Origin of the sequence: Cohnella thailandensis (assembly GCF_014212135.1) — a bacterium.
Taxonomy (GTDB): domain Bacteria; phylum Bacillota; class Bacilli; order Paenibacillales; family Paenibacillaceae; genus Cohnella; species Cohnella thailandensis.
In genome coordinates, this window is record NZ_JACJVQ010000011.1 from 73,878 (window position 1) to 89,325 (window position 15,448).

Here is a 15,448-nt window from a genome sequence, read left to right on the forward strand (position 1 = left end):
GTCCACCAGGATTTTTTCCACTTTTTCCTGTCATTTTGTCTCTTCGCGCCTCGCGTCCCAGTCCCTCGTCCCTTGCCTGTCAGCCCCGGTATTCCGCCGGAGTGACCCCCGCGTGCCCCTTGAACGTCTTGATGAAGTAGCTCTGGTTGTCGTAGCCGAGCATCTCGCAGATCTCCCCGACGGTGCGGTTCGTCTGGTCGAGCAGCTCCTTCGCCCTCTCCATCTTCATCCGGGTCACGTACTCGATGAAGGTGATCCCGACCTCCTTCTTGAACAGCCGGCTGAAGTAGCTCGCGTTCAGGTGCAGCTGCTCCGCCACCTCGTCCAGCCCGATTCTCCGGTGCAAATTCAGCGAGACGAACCTGCACGCCTCGGCCACCTCCGAGCGCCTTGTCGTCGCGGCTCCGGAGCCCCGGGTCTCCAGGATTCCCCGGAGATGCCCGGTCAGCCAGTCCCGGAGATCGCCCAGCGAGTCGATGTCGACGATCTCCTTGTGCAGCGTGTCGGCCGTGTAGCTCGAGCGCAGGGATTGGAGCGAATGAAGCTTCAGCTTCAGGTCGAGCAGCAGCTTGAGCACCCAATCCTTCACCGTCTCGGGCGGATATTCCCGCTGCCGAATGACCTGGATCCAGCGCCGGACCGCTTCTCCAGCTTCCTTCTCGCCCTTGCCGACGAGGACGTCGCGAAGCTCCCGGCTCGCTTCGTCATATCGCTCGAACAGGTCCTCTCCGGCGGCGGGCAGCTCCCTGCGCTTCGCGATTTCTCCCTCCGCGAGATAGAAGCGCTGCTCCGCGCTCCCGACCAGCTCGCCGAGCTCCTGCTTCAGCGCCTCCGGCGTCCGGCAGCCCTCTCCGACGATGAAGGACATCCGCAGCTTCAATACGTTCCGCAGCGTCTCTTGAACCTGCTCGAGAACCTTCCTCGTTTGCTCGTAGATGTTCGTCTTCAGGCTCGGCTTATAGGAGAACAGCAGCAGCGAGCGCCTAACGCCGTAGCCGACGTGCTGCACCCTCGGCTCCATCCCCTCCAGCACCTCGTCGAGTACGTTGCCGATCGCGAACTGGAGCGTCTGCTCCGAGGTGAACCGCGGCTTCGCCTGCCGGAAGTTGTCCAGGCAGCCGACGACCGGAAGGCAGGCTTCGCCCTCCAGCAGCAGGCCGTAGTCCTTCGCTTCCCGGCGCCACTGCTCCGGCGAGAGCAGCGGCTGCTCGATGAAGCTCTTCAGCGCCTTCTCCTTGCGCAGCCCCTTCGACTCCGTCGCCAGCTGCTTGAGCCGCGCCTGCTCCCAGTTCATTTGCTTCTCCTCGTCGAGGCTCGCCTTGAACAACGCGAGCTGCTTCTCCAGGTCCGCCGGGTCGAGCGCGTCCTTCAGGAAGTACTCCTGCACGTTCAGCCGCATCGCCTGCCGGGCGTATTGGAACTCGTCGTGGCAGCTTAGGATGGCGATGCGCAGAGCGGGCTTCTGCTCCTTCATCCGGGAGACGAGCGTAAGGCCGTCCATCTCCGGCATCCCGATGTCGGTGATCAGAATGTCCGGCATCTCCGCCTGGGCGTGCTCCCACGCGCTCCGGCCGTTCTCGTGCATTCCCGTCAGGCTCAGGCCCAGCCTCTCCCAATCGATCGCTGTCGAGAGGAGCTCCAGCACGGGGTAGTCATCGTCCGCCAGCATCACTTTGTACATCGGGGGTCTCCTCCTTAAGCGGGATGTTCATTCGAATGACGGTACCGATGCCCGGCTCGCTGCTCATGCTCATCCGGAAAGCGTCCCCGAACACCATCCGCATCCGTTCCGCGACGTTGTCCAGGCCGATGCCCGAGAAGCCGCCGCCCTCGCGCTCCTCCGTCGCCGCCGCGCGGGCGGCGGCCGCTTCGAGCCGGCTGCTCACCGCAAGCAGCCGATCCGCCTCCATGCCCGAGCCGTCGTCGGAAACGACGAGGCGCAGGAAGCCCGGCGCCATCTCGGCCCGGATGGCGATCGTGCCGGCCTGCTGCTTGAGCCCGTGAATAAGAGCGTTCTCGACGACCGGCTGCAGGAAGAAGCGCGGAACCTTCGCCAGGAACGCTTCCTGCGGAACGTCCAGATGGAGCTCCACTTCCTCCTTCTGCCGCAGGTTCATCAGCTCGACGTAGCTGGCGACGAGATCCAGCTCCTCGTGAAGGAAAATCTCGTCCTTCTCCTTGCTGATCGTCATGCGAAGCAACTTGGACAGCGAGCTGATCATCTTGGCGCTGTCCGGGTCTCCCTTCATGAGCACCTTCATCCGGATCGAATTCAGCACGTTGAACAGGAAGTGCGGATTGATCTGGGCCTGAAGCATCCGCAGCTCCGCCTTGCGCTTGCGCGCGTGCGTGTCGGACACCTCGGCGATCATCTCCTTGACCCTATCCATCATCTGGTCGAAAAGAAACCCCAGCCGACCGATCTCATCCTTGCCGCGAACGCCGGAACGAACGTCGAGATTGCCTCTTTGCACCGCGCTCGTCACTTTGCCGAGCCTGACGAGCGGCTTCGTGAACGCGCGCAGCAGCGCGAGCAGCAGCAGGAGGAACGCGACGAAGGAGACGATCTGAAGCAGGAAGACCCGGTTAAAAATCGAGCTGATGTCGACGATAGCCGCTTGGTAAGGCTGCACGGAGACGAGGCTCCAGTCCGTGAACGCGATCGATTGGCGCGCGATAAGCACCTTCTCCCCGCCGATCCTCGCGATCGACCAGGATTGGTCGCCGTCGCCGGAAGGTCCGTACATGGACATTCGGCCGATCTTGGCGCTGTCGGCGCTGGATACGACCCTCCCCGCCCCGTCGATCATCTCCAGCTCCTGTCCGGAATTGAGGCGGCTGAAGATGCCGCTGATCTGGTCCTCCATCGCCGTCACGACGATATACCCGTAAATGTCGGAATTCTCCAGCCGGAGCGTCCGTCCGACGGACAGCTGGTAGGGATGATCCAGCTTCTCCAGGGCGAAGCCGGTCGGCTCCGCTCCGGTCCAATACGAATGGAAGCCCCGAAGCTCCTGAAGCTTCGGGAACCACGGTTCCTTCAGGAGGTTCTTCGGATTGTAGTCCTCCACGGAATAGTTCGTGAACGAGCGGCCGTTCGCGAGCAGCACGGTTACGAACGTCTTCTCCCCGAGAGCCGTCAGGCTGTCCAGCTGGTCGCGAACGCGGCTCGCTTCCGTGAACTCCTCGTAGCTGTTCCAGCCCGGCTCCCCTTCGGCGGGAGCTTGCTTAAAGTAAGAGTTCAAGTCCGAGCTGACCTGAATATAGTTGGCGATGTTCAGCATGTTCTTCAGAAGGTTCGTGACCGAGCCGTTCACGAGCTCCATCGAATCCTGAGCGTTCGAGACCGCCTGCTTCTTCACCGCTTCCTGCGTTAGAAAGTTATAGGTTAATAGAGTCAAGAAAGCGGGTACGAGAATGCAGACGATCGAAGCCGCCATCAGCCGCTGACGGACCGACCGAAGCGTGAGCCACTCCCTGATGCGATGCCGCAAGTCGAACTCCTCCCGTCCATGCTCGTGCCCCATGCTCCGCGGGGCCAAAAAAGGGGGCGATAGCGCCCCCGCTTGACCCGATTATAGCAGACGTTACTTTTTGTTCGAATCGATTATTTTCTGCACGCGCTCCTGCGAGTTTTTGACCGTCGTGTCGATGTCCTGGTTGCCGAGGATCAGCTTCTCGTATTCCTCGTTGACCGCTTTGTACACTTCCGCCTGATAGGAAGCCGGAGGCACGATCTGCGACGCCTTGGAATTGACGAGCGTATCGACGAGGGATTGCTTGTCGACCTTCTCCGGATTCTTCGTGCCGCCGAGGATCGTGTCGATGATCGAAGCGACCTGCTCGCTCTTCACCTGGCTCCAGGCCGGAATGTTCTTGCCTTGCACGATCTGGCCTTCCGTCGTGTACCAGCGGACGAAGTCGTACGCTTCCTGCTTATGCTTCGAGCTGGCGGCGACCGCCACGTAGTCGGTCGTGACCGGCGTGTAGCCGATCGGATCGGACGGGTTGTTCTTCGGGAACGGGGCGACGGCCACGTTAAACGTCAGAGGCACCTTCTCCGTGCCGCCGATCTCCGTGTTCATCCAGCTGCCGATCGTCAGCATGCTCGCGGATTGGTTGAAGAACTGAGTCCGGTAAGCCAGCTTCTGCGAGATGATGTCCGAATAAGGAACCGACGATTGGTCTTCCTTCTCCATCTTCACGCGAAGCTCGAGCGTCTTCTTGAAGTTCGGGTTATCCAGGTTGGAGGAACCGTCCGCCTTCAGCAGGTCGGAATCCGTCGGCTGGTTCTCGAGCATGAGCTTCAGGTACTCCAGCCAGCCGCCGTTCTGAGGGCCGTGGAAGTAAGTGCCGTAGCGCTTGCTCGCGCCTTCGCCCTTCGTCAGCTGCTTCGCGTAGCCGGCGTAGTCGTCCCAGGTCCAATCCGTTGGGACCTTGAGCCCGGCTTCGTCGAGATGATCCTTGTTCAGAAGCACGTACCAAGGGTTGAACTTGCCCGGAAGAGCGTAGACCTTGCCGTTCAGGTGGGTGTCGACCTTGTAGTCCGTCTCCACCTGATAGCCGTCCTTCGCGATGAAGTCGTCGAGCGGCTCCGCCATGCCGAGGGAGACGCGCTGCGCGTAGCCGGCCGGGTCGCTGAACATCAGGATGTCCATGACTTCGGACGAGGCGGCCGCCAGATCCAGCTTCTTGGACGCTTCCTGCGTATCGCCCTTCTCGCTGAGTTGAACGAGCTCGACCGTAATGCCCGGGTGGGACTCCTCGTAAGCGTTCAGCGTCTGCTTCCAGTTGTAAGCTTCCTCCGTGCCGTACGTGTATAGCCTCAGGTTCACCTTCTGCGCCGGCTCGGACGGGCTCGCGCTCGGGCTGGAGCTCGCTCCCGAAGCGGGAGCGGAGGCGGACGGAGACGCGTTGCCGCCGTTGTCGTTGTTGCCGCCGCAGCCGGCGAGCAGGCCGATGGCCATCAGGCCCGCGACCGTGCCGGCCGCCATTTTTTTCTTCATCATCGTTAAGACACCCTCCTCGAATAGGCACTTCTGATGGGACATCTCAAATTATAGAAGGTGACACTTTCTACCTCATGACACAATATTTACTTTATTTAAACTATTTTGACTACTTGTGATCGCTTACATCAGCCCTTGACGCCGCCCAGCGCGATCCCTTCGATGACGCTTTTCTGGCCGATCACGAACACGATGAACAGCGGCAGGATGGCCGAGACGGCGGCCGCCATGATAAGGGAGTAAAACTCGCCGCTCATGGACGTGAACTTCTGCATCGCGAGCGTAAGCGTGAACAGCTTGTCGGAACGGAGGAAAATCAGCGGGTTCTGGTAGTCGTTCCACGTCCAGATGAAGCGCAGGATCGCATAGGTCGCGACGGCCGGCTTCACTAGGGGGAACCCGATTCGCCAGAAAATCCGGAAGTGGCCCGCGCCGTCGATCTTGGCCGATTCGATAAACTCCTGGTGAACCCCCATGAAGAACTGCCGCAGCATGAACGTGCCGAGAACGCTGAAGCTGCCGATAAGGATAAGCCCGATGTGGCTGTCGAACAAGCCGATGTTGCGGTACAGGATAAATTGCGGGACCAGAGTCGCCTGGCCCGGCACCATGTACGTGGCGAGCACGATCATGAACAGGTACTTGCCGGCCTTGAACTGCACCTTGGAGAAACCGTAAGCCGCAAGGCTGGAAACGAAACAAGAGATAAGGGTTGTCGCTAGCCCTACTTTAATAGAATTCCAGTAATACCGGTAGAACGGATAGTCCCCGAACCAGACCTCCTTATAATTTTCGACGATGCGCCAATGCTTCGGGATCCACTGAATCGGATATGTGAACACTTCCGTCTCCAGCTTGAAGGAGGTGACCAGCATCCAGACGAACGGAAGCAGGAACAGGATGCTTAGGGCGAACATGAAGACCGTAACCAATCCCCGCCGCCAGTCAAATTTCGTTTGCGTAACCAATGCCGCCTCTCCCCTTCCTTTTTGCCGCGATTAATAGTTGACCCATTTTTTCTGCAGCCCCCATTGTCCGATCGTGATCAAGAGAACGAAGAGAAACAGCACCGCGGACACCGAGGAGGCGTAGCCGATCTTCAGGTTCGTGAACGCTTGATCGTACAGGTACCAGACCATCATGCTCGTGGAGCCGATAGGTCCCCCTTGCGTCATGACGGCGATCACGTCGAAAATTTTAAAGGTGGAGATGATCCCGGTGATCATGAGGAAAAAGGTGGTCGGCGAAAGCATCGGGAACGTGATCCGGCGGAACTTCGTGAGCGCCCCCGCCCCGTCGATATCGGCGGCTTCGTACAGATCCCGCGGAATCGATTGAAGCCCGGCGATATACACGACCATGTTGAAGCCGATGGAGATCCAAACCGAGATCATCATGATCGAATACAGAGCGTAATTCGGATCGGCGATCCACTTCGGAGGATTCGAGAAGCCGATCGCCTTCAGCATCTCGTTGATCGGCCCGTAGGAGGGCTGGAACAGCACCTGCCACACGACCGCGACGGCGACGATGTTCGAGATGTAAGGCATGAAGTAGGCGACCTTGAAGTAGCCCTTCAGGTACACGTACCGGTCGATGAGAATCGCCAGCACCATCGAGATAATCAAGTAGATCGGCACGCTGAGCAGGAAAATCAAGTTGTTCCGCACCGACTTCAGGAACAGCGGGTCGTCCAGCAGGCCCTTGAAGTTGTCGAAGCCAATCCAGGCGATGCCGTCCCAGCCGGCCACGAAGTTCCAATCGGCGAAGCTGAGCACGAACGTCGCCAATATCGGCAGAAGCACGAGAATCGACACCCCGAGAAGCATCGGGCTGACGAACAGGAAGCCGGCGATCGTCTCCCCCCGCTGCAGGGATTTCTTCCTCTTGGAAGCCGCCGGCGGTGCCGGCACGGACGGCTTGGACTTGCCGCTTGCGGCAGCTTGCTGCACCATCATGAACACCTCAATCTGTATCGGATAAGTGGAAGTGTCCTCATTATAAGGAAAAATACCGCCACCCAAGTGACGGTATTTTGATCATCTTCGCTCTCATTTTGACTTTCTAGGGACGATACTCCCCGAAGGAGATCGCCTCTCCGTTCACGGTTCGCGCCGGCTTGTCCGATTCGCCTAAAGCGAGCCTCAGCCGGTCGCCGCTTAGCGTCGTATAGTCCGCCTGCAGCCTGCCTGGAGCCTCGACCGTGAAAACGATCGGCGCTTTGCCGCGCAGCTCCGCGAACTCCTCCAGGCTGCCGATTCCGAGGCGCTCGGCCTCTTCCAGCGAGAGCACCTCCATCGCGATGCCGTTCGCTCCCGCGAGGCCGTTCGCGCTTCGCGTTGCGCCTCCGCCACTTAAGCTGCCTTCCTCATCGCCCGTTTCCTCGCCGCCTGCTCCGCCATTTTCCCCGATCCCGCTCGTAACCTCGAAGCGGTCCTTCCGCTCCTCCAAGCGATATTCCTTCATCAGATGGATGGAGAAATACACGTTCTCCGCCTGTCCGAACAGGGCCCTCGGCTCCTGCAGCCATCTTCCCTTCGGAAGCACTCCGATCACGCGGCTGTCCGCCCCATCCGGAATCGGATACAGCGCCAGGATCGCGTTCCGATGGTAAAGCACCTCCGCGTATCCGCTCTGATGGCGGGGATCCCCGTCCGCAAAACCTTCTCCGGGATGAAAAAAATACGCCTGGTTGATCGTGTCCTCCTCCGCGTCCGACAACGGCAGCGTCACGTCCCATCTTAGCTGCTCGTTATCGAACTCGTCCGCCCGCTCCCAGGCTCCCCCCGCGGCGTAATGCTCGGTTATGTAGACGTATTTATGAATCGGACCGCCCGAGTCCCGGTTTGCTCTCGCGGAACGCTTGACCTCGGCCGGCTCCTTCCGGTTCATCGCGAGACGCCTCGCTTCCCGCGGTGCCTCGTAGAACAGGACCCCCGCGTACTCCGTTCGCGGCATCTCCTCCGGCAGCAGAAAATCCCCGTATTGCACGTAATCGAACAGCACGTTCGAATCCTTAGGCATATCGTGCGGCCATCCCCGCGAATGCGGCCCGACCCACGCTCCCTTTAAATAATACAGCGAGCGTTCGTTCCACAAATAATCCAGCATCTCCTCCAGCTCTCCGTGGATCTTAGGATCCTCGTTCATCTCCCAAGCCGCGGTAAACGCCTGCACCCAATGCCAGAACCAGGGAAGCGAGCCGTATTCGGACATTCCGTTCTCGCGGATATGCGCAAGCGTCGCCGTGAGCTCGCGATGCCCGTCCCGCGCGAGCTCCGGGTCCTTGAACAGCTGGCCGTAGATCAGCTTCGCCGCCGTATACTTCGCATCATGGTGGCCGAAGTGCTTCTGCCCCTTAACGAAGAACCGGCTCGCATAAATATGGCGGAAAGCGCCCGCGAATGCAATCCGCAGCTCCGGCTCGAACTCCGAGGCGTAAGTCCGGAAGAAATACGCCATCAAGACGCTCATGAGCTCGGCCGGCAGCGGATGGGCCTTCGCTTCCAGAGGCGAAGGCTCCAAGCTTAGCGGCCAATGGCCGTAGGTCTCGCTTTTCTCGTCCCGATCCTGCAGTTGGAGCACGTTCAGCAGTACGCCGGTCGCCTTCCGCTTCGCCGCCTCCTTGTCGAATGGCGCCTTCAGGCTCTCGTCTACCGCGGCCGCGAACAAATAAGACGCGTAATAATAGTTGTCCCGAATGTCCCGGTGAAACCAGAAGCCGCTGTCCCGCAATTCCGTCTGGAACGCCTTGCGGGCAATCAAATAAACGATCTCTCTTCGCCTTAAGTCGAACTCATCCCTCTTCATCTCTCTCTTCCTTTCGTTCCGTTCAGGAATCTCTGCCAGCCCTCCGCCGCGTTACGTTTCGCCCATTCGACATGGTTCCGATCTTCATATTGACGATAGGCGCATTCGATCAGCAGGATTAGATCCAAATAGAGGTCGTATAAGCTTCTTCTTAAGCTTTCTTCGCTGCTCAGAGCGCCTCGTCCATAGCCTTCATAGAAAGCTCGGGAACCGTTGAAATGGCTGAAATAATGCTCGATAAGCGGATCCGCCCACATCGCCCTCTCGAAGTCGATGATTCCCGTAACCCGCCCATCCTTTACGAAAACATTGCCGTCCCACAGATCCCAATGCGCCAGCCTAGGCTCCGACACTTCGTCTAGCGCAGGCATGGCTTTCGCGATCTGTTTCCTTATCTCCTCGTAAGAAGCAGGCAGCTCCACTCCTTCGTCTTCTCCGTCTAGCAGCACGTTTTCCATCATTCGCCCGAAGGCCGTCCTCCAGGAATCCTCTTGCGAAGCCTCATCGGCGTACAAGCCGAAACGTTCCCCCTTGAGCTCGTTGATCAATCTGTTGTATTGCCCTATCTCCTTCTCTACCTTCTCTTTCTCGTCCGGAGGCATGCCGTTCCTAAGTTTCGCATAGGGCGTTCCAACGAGGTGCTCCATCACGAAGTACTCTACCGGCACGAGGGTTCGGGAGACGTCGTATTCGTAGATTCTCGGGACCGGGACCGTGCCCAGCTCCGCGATCCTCCTCATGACCTCGACCTCCGCCCTCATGAGATCCTTCTCGTACCTCATCAGCTTGACGTCCGGCAGCGGCGCGGCTTTCAGCACGACCTTTTTCCCGTCGCTCATTGTAAGCTCGTACGCCGCGTTCGCCCATCCATCCGTGAGCTCCTTCGTTTCTGTTAGGGTTTTCCCGAAAATCCGGTCGATGATCTCGCTTAGCTGCCGATTGTCTAATGTTATCTTATTGACGCCTTTCACCGTTCCCCCTCCTCCGTCTTTGGAACCGCTTTTATCCTTATGCTTCATCATACGCCGTTATTTTCTTTGCACAAGTCCCTTTTGATCAATGGGGGAGGGGGGGCGCTGGGCAGTGTGTTCCAAGAAGGTCTCGGGCATACCATTATCCCCTTCGATCCGGTAAATTTTACATAAAGTTTACCATTATAAGATTGATATGAGAACATTTGTTCGATATAATTTAGATGTAAACTCCCCCGAAGGAGGACAGCCCCATGGACCAAAGCACCGCAATCGCAGACGAATTCAACCAGCAATTCCCCAATGAACAAGCTTGCGCCGCCGCGCTTTACCAAGCGAGATGGCCGAAGGGCTTTCGCTGTCCGGCATGCGGTTCCCCGCGCTTCTATATCTTGAAGTCCCGGAGACGTCCGCTATTCGAGTGCGCGTCGCCCCGCTGCCGTCGCCAGACTTCGGTCACAGCCGGCACGATCATGGAAGGCAGCCGCACTCCCCTATCCAAGTGGTTTCTCGCGTTCCGCTTGCTTTCTCAGTCCGGCGGAATCAGTTCCGTCCGCCTTTCCCGCCTTCTGGATGTAACCTATAAAACAGCCTGGCTGATCTCGCACAAAATCCGCATCGCGATGCAGCAGGAAGAGGAATCGGAGCAGCTCCAAGGCTTCGTTCGGATCGAGCCCTTCCATTATGGATTGGTTTACTATATGGACGCCCTGCAGCCCCTTGTTCTAGGCGCCGCCATGGACTCTCAAGGGAATCCCTCCAGAGTACTGATGCATCAGCCCCATCCAAGCGAAGTTAACGATAAGTCGAGGAAAATAAATCCGGACGGAATCCAATCTTTCGTGCGCAGCAGAGTCTCCGAGCATGCCGCGGTCGTTCATCGCAGCCAGGAGTCGAGAACTCCTAAACCGCTGATGACCCTTAAGTATGCTGTCGGATACTGGCTTAATTCCACCTTCCATGGAATCGGAGCCAAGCACCTGCAAGCCTACTTGAACGAGTTCTGCTTCCGGCAGAATGCGTCGTATCGCGGGCACGGGAGCCCGTTCGGCCTGCTCCTGAACTGGTGCGCCACGACTCGCCGGCAAACCTATCGGACCATCACCCGGCCTCGCCCTGTCCTTACGGTCCCTTGGATTACCCAAGGATTAACGAGAAATCAGTGGAGAGGCAAGCATTTAACCCTTCTTTGCTCCTAAGCGAGAAGCAGCCTTCTCCTCAAATTCCAGCGCCTTCTGCCTCTCAGACCATTGAGCTCTATTCTCTTATCCCATTCCCTCAGGGAACTGCACCCTGCAGCCGTTACGCGCTCCCTACGGAGCTTGCAAATTATCGCTTCCTTAATGTGTCGTTCATGTCTCCCCATTTCATCAACTAGACGGTTCCAACTCCTTCGCTACCCATAGGGCCTGCCTTTACCTGATTCAAAGGGATAATGGTACGATTTTAACAAAAGGAAGGAATACCGTTATTGTCTTTTTAACGAAAGTGAGCTATCTTAGAGAAGTAAATATGAAAATGATTTTCTTTACATCAGCAAAATTTGTGTAATTAATTTTCTTAAAGGGCAGTGGGCACGATGAGCATTTTGAGCGCGATTAAGGAGAGGTTGGACACGCTCCATCCGAAAGAGCGGGAGCTGGCGCAATTTCTGCTGGAGAATCCGCAGCAGGCGGTGCAGATGACGATCCTGGAGATCGCGCAGCATTCGGGAAGCAGCACGGCGACGGTGTCGAGGTTCTGCCGGACCTTCCACTTCCAGAACTTCGCGGATTTCAAAATGAGGCTGGCCGCGGAGGTCGCGCAGCAGCCGGCGGCGATGCAGTACCAGGATATCGTGGCGGGAAACCCGCTATCCGAGATCGTGTCCGCGATAACGGCGAATCACCTTCGCTCGATCACGGATACGACCAGGCTGCTCGATATTCAGCAGCTGACCGCGGCCATATCGGCGCTGCATTCGGCGAACCGGATCGATCTGTACGGCTCGGGAACGTCGGGGATGATCGCCCAGGATTTTTTCCATAAGCTGATCCGGATCGGCAAGGCCGCCAACGCGTTCTCGGACCCCCATCTTCAGATCACCTCCGCGACCTCGCTGACGAAACGGGACGTTGCGGTCGGAATCTCTTATTCCGGGGAGACGCTGGAGACGATCAACGCGCTCCGGTGCGCGACCGAGCAAGGGGCTACCGCCATCTCCATCACGAAGTTCGGCAACACCACGTTGGCCGACCAGGCGAGCATTCGCTTGTTCACGTCCTCGGCCGAAGCCGGAATGCGCCGCGGTGACATGGCTTCGCGAATGGCCCAGCTGCACGTGGTCGACATTTTGTTCACTGGTTTGGTAAGCGAGCACTTCGACGAGTATGTTCCTCGGCTCGAGCGCTCGTTCCATATGGTTACAAGATATACAGGCAAAGAGGAGAGGGAATCCAAATGAACGTACTGATCTTCGATTCCAACGAGAAGCTTAACGAAGCCGGAGCCAATATCATTACCAGCTTGATCCAAACAAATCCCCGCGCCGTTCTCGGTTTGGCGACCGGAGGAACTCCCGTTGGCGTGTACGAGCAGGTGGTGAAAGATTACGATAGGGGCTTGGTCAGCTTCAAAAGCGTCAAGACGTTTAACCTGGACGAGTACGTCGGCCTGCCCGAGGACCATCCGGAAAGCTACCATTCCTATATGAACCATCATCTGTTCCGGCACATCGATCTGCCGGCCAAGAACGTTCACATTCCGAACGGCAACGCGGAGGACTTGGAGGCGGAGTGCCGCAGCTACGACGAGAGGATCGCCGACGCCGGGCAGATCGATCTGCAATTGCTCGGCCTTGGGCACAACGGCCATATCGGCTTTAACGAACCGGCGCATGCGCTCATTCGCGGAACCCACATCGTCGACCTCGCCGAAGAGACGCTGAAGGCGAACGCCCGCTTCTTCGACAGCATCGACGACGTTCCGAAGCAGGCGCTGACGATGGGAGTCGGAACGATCCTCAAGGCGAAGATGATCCTGCTGATCGTACGCGGAGCGGATAAGGCGGAGATCGTTCACCGCGCGCTGACCGGTCCGATCACGACTGACGTTCCGGCTTCGCTGCTTCAGACGCATCCGCACTTGGTCGTGCTTCTCGACCAAGAAGCCGGGAGATTGATGGCATGAGCGGGGATCCAGCGATGAGCACGACCCTGATTGTCCATGCATCAATCGTTACCGCGGAAGAAGTGATAACGAATGGATGGCTCCTGATGCAAGGCGGCCGGATCGAACGGATCGGCCGCATGGAGGATGGGCTGCCTGAGGGAACGAAGAGCCTCGAGCGCATTGACGCGCAGGGAGGCTGGCTGGTTCCCGGCTTCGTTGACGTGCACGTTCACGGAGGCGCCGGGCACGACTTTATGGATGCGGATCAGGCAGGCTTGGATGAGATCACCCGCTTCCACGCGAACCATGGGACGACGAGCATTCTGGCCACATCCCTGACCGCTTCGCGAGACGAGCTGACGGAGGTGCTTCGCCGGGTCGCCGAATACCGCAGCCGGCCGATGCCGCATGCCCAGGTCGTCGGCGTTCACTTCGAAGGTCCGTTCATCAACCCGAAGTGGAAAGGAGCCCAGAACCCGGACTATATTCTGCCTCCGCAGAAGGAATGGCTGGCGGAATGGGTGCGCGAGTTCCCGGGGCTCATCAAGATCCAGACGCTCGCGCCGGAGTCGGAGGGCGCGCTCGAGTACATCGAACAACTCGCCCGGAACGGCATCGTGCCTTCGTGCGGGCATACGGACGCTAGCTATGACGAGGTGATCGCCGCAGCGGACCGGGGCCTTCGTCATGCCGTCCATACGTTCAACGCGATGAAGCCGCTGCACCATCGCGAGCCCGGCACCGTCGGCGCCGTGCTGACGGACGACCGCATCATGGCCGAGGTGATCTCGGACGGCCATCACGTGCATGCCGGAGCGATCAAGCTGATCGCCCGCGCCAAAGGGCCGGACAAGGTCATCCTGGTCACCGACGCCATGGCCGCGGCGGGAATGCCGGACGGCGACAATTATGACCTGGGCGGCTTGCCCGTCGTCATGAAGTGCGGAGTCGCCCGCCTGAAGGAGTCGGGCAACCTGGCCGGCAGCACGCTGACGATGATCTCCGCGTTCCGGCACATGGTTCGCGCGGTCGGCGTCTCCGTCTCCGACGCCAGCAAGATGGCGAGCGGGAATCCCGCCCGCCAGATCGGCATCGACCGGGAGACCGGCTCTCTCCAAGCCGGCAAACGGGCCGATGTTCTCCTGCTGGACGCCGACCTGGAGCTGAAGCAGGTATGGATCGGCGGAAAAAGGCATACGGAAGAGTAACGCAAACGGCGCTCCTCGGTTGAGGAGCGCTGTTATGCGTTCGGCTGGGCTGGCGGTTCCGTCAGATCGAAGGCATGACGTTGCCGCCGCTCACCGGAATGTACGCCCCCGTGATGAAGCTCGCCAGATCCGACGCGAGGAATACGACCGCGTTCGCGATCTCCTGGTCGGTTCCGCGCCTCTTCAGCGGCACGCTCTGCTCGTACCCTTCGCTGCGCTCCGTGCCGTTCGCGCGATCGCGCTCGCTGATCGTCCAGCCCGGCGCGACCTGGTTCACCGTGATCTGATGCTCGCCGACTTCCTTCGCCAGCACCCGGTAGACGCCGTCCATTCCTCTTTTGCCCGCCACGTACGCCGATTGGGTCGGGAAGTTCTGCATCGAGCACTCGGTGTTGATGCCGATGAAGCGTCCGCCCTTCTTCTCGATCATCGCGGGGATAAAGGACTTCGCCAGATACACGCTCTGCATCACGCACGATTCGAATTGGCTCGCGTAGTCCTCGGCCGGCTGCTCCAGCACGGAGGTCCACTGGTATTGCACGACGGCGTTGGCGACGACGATATCCGCTTGGCCCAAGCCCGCCTCGACCGCTTGCTTCATCTCCTCGACGGAGCCTTGCTTGGTGATGTCCGCTTTAACCGCGACGGCCCGTCTGCCCATGGCTTCGATCGCGCTCTTCAGCTCCGCCGCCTTCGACTCGTTACTGTGATAATGCAGGGCGACATCCGCGCCGCATTCCGCAAGCGAACGGGCGATCACTCGTCCGAGCTCTCCCGTCGCGCCCGTCACCAGGGCTACTTTTCCCGATAGATCAATCTTCATGCCGCAGCTCTCCTCCTTATTCCTTGATTTGAAAATCGATCTCGAGGAAGCTCTCGACCTCAAGCTCCCAGCGCTCCTTGACGAAACCGACATGCGACGGATGCTCGTTATAAAAGTCGTAGTCGGCCTGGCTGGCGAAGTCCATCGAGAAGCCGTAATCGTAGTCGTTCTTCGCGCTCACCTGCGAGAAAACGCCGAAGTTCGTCACGGTCGGAATGGAAGTCAGGATCGCTTTGCCGTCGGCCAGAAACTTCTCGGCTTCCTCGGAGCCCGGCGCATGCTTCAGGTTAAAAATAACCATATGACGGATGGATGGCTGCTTCAGCTCGCTCATGGTTTCAATCCTCTCTATTCTTATTTTGTTAGTTATTCTGCACCTATATTATCATAACAAAGACGCTACCGCTCCGATTTCGCAACTAATTTCTTCCTTCGTCGTCTATTCTGTGGGAATGATTTCTAACCGGAGGTAGGATT

13 protein-coding genes are annotated in these 15,448 nt (G+C 58.7%); 4 read left to right on the forward strand and 9 right to left on the reverse strand.

All coding sequences use genetic code 11. From position 1 onward, the window contains the following. Positions 1-79: 79 nt before the first annotated feature. The 7 genes from H7B67_RS13620 to H7B67_RS13650 all read right to left on the reverse strand — a co-directional run bounded on the left by H7B67_RS13620 (position 80) and on the right by H7B67_RS13650 (position 9,790). A complete protein-coding gene (locus H7B67_RS13620) occupies positions 80-1,681 on the reverse strand; it encodes a helix-turn-helix domain-containing protein (RefSeq protein ID WP_185120395.1) in 1,602 nt (533 codons plus the stop codon). Then, the gene (locus tag H7B67_RS13625) at positions 1,653-3,494 is read right to left on the reverse strand and encodes a cache domain-containing sensor histidine kinase (protein ID WP_342592500.1); all 1,842 of its coding nucleotides are present in this window, start codon (positions 3,492-3,494) and stop codon (positions 1,653-1,655) included. The genes H7B67_RS13620 and H7B67_RS13625 overlap by 29 nt, the downstream gene beginning before the upstream one ends. 93 nt (positions 3,495-3,587) lie before the next feature. Then, positions 3,588-5,009 (reverse strand): extracellular solute-binding protein, encoded by a 1,422-nt coding sequence (locus H7B67_RS13630; RefSeq protein ID WP_185120397.1) that lies wholly within the window; start codon positions 5,007-5,009, stop codon positions 3,588-3,590. Positions 5,010-5,137: 128 nt separating this feature from the next. After that, a complete protein-coding gene (locus H7B67_RS13635) occupies positions 5,138-5,926 on the reverse strand; it encodes a carbohydrate ABC transporter permease (RefSeq protein ID WP_185120491.1) in 789 nt (262 codons plus the stop codon). An 81-nt stretch (positions 5,927-6,007) separates the two neighbouring features. Next, on the reverse strand, positions 6,008-6,967 hold the full coding sequence (locus tag H7B67_RS13640) for a carbohydrate ABC transporter permease (protein WP_245363582.1): 960 nt from the start codon (positions 6,965-6,967) through the stop codon (positions 6,008-6,010). 106 nt (positions 6,968-7,073) lie between these two features. Next, positions 7,074-8,819, reverse strand: coding sequence for a hypothetical protein (locus H7B67_RS13645; RefSeq protein WP_185120398.1), 1,746 nt, complete (start codon positions 8,817-8,819; stop codon positions 7,074-7,076). Continuing rightward, complete coding sequence (locus H7B67_RS13650) at positions 8,816-9,790, reverse strand: phosphotransferase (RefSeq protein WP_185120399.1); 975 nt, start codon at positions 9,788-9,790, stop codon at positions 8,816-8,818. The genes H7B67_RS13645 and H7B67_RS13650 overlap by 4 nt, the downstream gene beginning before the upstream one ends. A gap of 254 nt (positions 9,791-10,044) precedes the next feature. Between H7B67_RS13650 and H7B67_RS13655 the strand changes: the two genes are divergently transcribed. The 4 genes from H7B67_RS13655 to nagA all read left to right on the forward strand — a co-directional run bounded on the left by H7B67_RS13655 (position 10,045) and on the right by nagA (position 14,148). Beyond that, entirely contained in the window at positions 10,045-10,989 is a 945-nt protein-coding gene (locus H7B67_RS13655; protein ID WP_185120400.1) for a transposase, read from the forward strand. A 380-nt stretch (positions 10,990-11,369) separates the two neighbouring features. Beyond that, entirely contained in the window at positions 11,370-12,233 is an 864-nt protein-coding gene (locus H7B67_RS13660; protein WP_185120401.1) for a MurR/RpiR family transcriptional regulator, read from the forward strand. Continuing rightward, complete coding sequence (gene nagB, locus H7B67_RS13665) at positions 12,230-12,958, forward strand: glucosamine-6-phosphate deaminase (RefSeq protein WP_185120402.1); 729 nt, start codon at positions 12,230-12,232, stop codon at positions 12,956-12,958. The genes H7B67_RS13660 and nagB overlap by 4 nt, the downstream gene beginning before the upstream one ends. Beyond that, entirely contained in the window at positions 12,955-14,148 is a 1,194-nt protein-coding gene (gene nagA, locus H7B67_RS13670; RefSeq protein ID WP_245363581.1) for an N-acetylglucosamine-6-phosphate deacetylase, read from the forward strand. Before nagB ends, nagA begins: the two co-directional genes overlap by 4 nt. A 61-nt stretch (positions 14,149-14,209) precedes the next feature. Here nagA and H7B67_RS13675 read toward each other — a convergent pair whose 3' ends face one another. Together H7B67_RS13675 and H7B67_RS13680 are read right to left on the reverse strand one after the other, a co-directional pair. After that, positions 14,210-14,971 carry an SDR family NAD(P)-dependent oxidoreductase gene (locus H7B67_RS13675; protein WP_185120403.1) on the reverse strand — a complete coding sequence of 254 codons (762 nt, stop codon included), beginning with the start codon at positions 14,969-14,971 and terminating at the stop codon, positions 14,210-14,212. Between the two features lie 16 nt (positions 14,972-14,987). Beyond that, a complete protein-coding gene (locus H7B67_RS13680) occupies positions 14,988-15,305 on the reverse strand; it encodes a Dabb family protein (protein WP_245363580.1) in 318 nt (105 codons plus the stop codon). Positions 15,306-15,448: the final 143 nt, after the last annotated feature.

Coding starts and splice junctions, on each gene's coding strand:
- H7B67_RS13660 (WP_185120401.1), top strand. CDS start 11,370: ATGAGCATTTTGAGCGCGATTAAGGAGAGGTTGGACACGCTCCATCCG.
- nagA (WP_245363581.1), top strand. CDS start 12,955: ATGAGCGGGGATCCAGCGATGAGCACGACCCTGATTGTCCATGCATCA.
- H7B67_RS13640 (WP_245363582.1), bottom strand. CDS start 6,967: ATGATGGTGCAGCAAGCTGCCGCAAGCGGCAAGTCCAAGCCGTCCGTG.
- H7B67_RS13675 (WP_185120403.1), bottom strand. CDS start 14,971: ATGAAGATTGATCTATCGGGAAAAGTAGCCCTGGTGACGGGCGCGACG.
- H7B67_RS13620 (WP_185120395.1), bottom strand. CDS start 1,681: ATGTACAAAGTGATGCTGGCGGACGATGACTACCCCGTGCTGGAGCTC.
- H7B67_RS13645 (WP_185120398.1), bottom strand. CDS start 8,819: ATGAAGAGGGATGAGTTCGACTTAAGGCGAAGAGAGATCGTTTATTTG.
- H7B67_RS13630 (WP_185120397.1), bottom strand. CDS start 5,009: ATGATGAAGAAAAAAATGGCGGCCGGCACGGTCGCGGGCCTGATGGCC.
- nagB (WP_185120402.1), top strand. CDS start 12,230: ATGAACGTACTGATCTTCGATTCCAACGAGAAGCTTAACGAAGCCGGA.
- H7B67_RS13655 (WP_185120400.1), top strand. CDS start 10,045: ATGGACCAAAGCACCGCAATCGCAGACGAATTCAACCAGCAATTCCCC.
- H7B67_RS13635 (WP_185120491.1), bottom strand. CDS start 5,926: ATGTTCGCCCTAAGCATCCTGTTCCTGCTTCCGTTCGTCTGGATGCTG.
- H7B67_RS13680 (WP_245363580.1), bottom strand. CDS start 15,305: ATGAGCGAGCTGAAGCAGCCATCCATCCGTCATATGGTTATTTTTAAC.